The 735-nt window shown below is 62.4% G+C and carries 1 protein-coding gene; it reads right to left on the bottom strand.

Features of this window, described 5'->3' with window-relative positions; genetic code table 11:
* Positions 1–735, bottom strand: a 735-nt coding sequence (locus ACR0J4_RS23110; protein WP_480668840.1) for a serine hydroxymethyltransferase, incomplete at its 5' end; no start/stop codon positions are given.

Genomic DNA, 735 nt, shown 5'->3' with positions numbered 1-735 from the left:
TTACAGGTTCGGATAGATAGGGAAGCGTGCGCAGAGGTCGGCGACTTCTGCTTTGACCTTGGCCTCGACCTCGGCATTGCCGTCTTCGCCATTGGCGGCGAGACCGTCGACCACTTCAATGATCCAATCCGCGATCTGGCGGAACTCGACCTCGCCGAAGCCGCGCGTGGTGCCAGCGGGCGAGCCCAGACGGATGCCCGAGGTGATGGTCGGCTTCTCGGGGTCAAACGGCACGCCGTTCTTGTTGCAGGTGATATGCGCGCGGCCCAAAGCCTTCTCGGTCGCGTTGCCCTTCACGCCTTTGGGGCGCAGGTCGACCAGCACCACATGGGTGTCGGTGCCGTGGGTCACCGTGTCCAGACCGCCCTTGATCAGCTGATCCGACAGCGCCTGCGCGTTGGTGATGACCTGCTGGATATAGGTCTTGAACTCCGGGCGCAGAGCCTCGCCGAAGGCAACCGCCTTGCCTGCGATGACATGCATCAGCGGGCCACCCTGAATGCCGGGGAAGATCGCCGAATTCACTTTCTTAGCGATATCTTCATCATTGGTCAGGATCATACCCCCACGCGGTCCACGCAGGGTCTTGTGGGTTGTCGTGGTCGCCACATGCGTGTGCGGGAAAGGCGAGGGATGCTCGCCTGCGGCCACCAGACCGGCGAAATGCGCCATGTCCACGTGCAAATAGGCGCCGACCATGTCGGCGATCTCGCGCATGCGGGCAAAGTCGATCTG

This window comes from Ruegeria sp. B10 (assembly GCF_056539825.1).
Note: the sequence above shows the minus strand (reverse complement) of the source record. Positions and strands in the feature narration are given on the sequence as shown.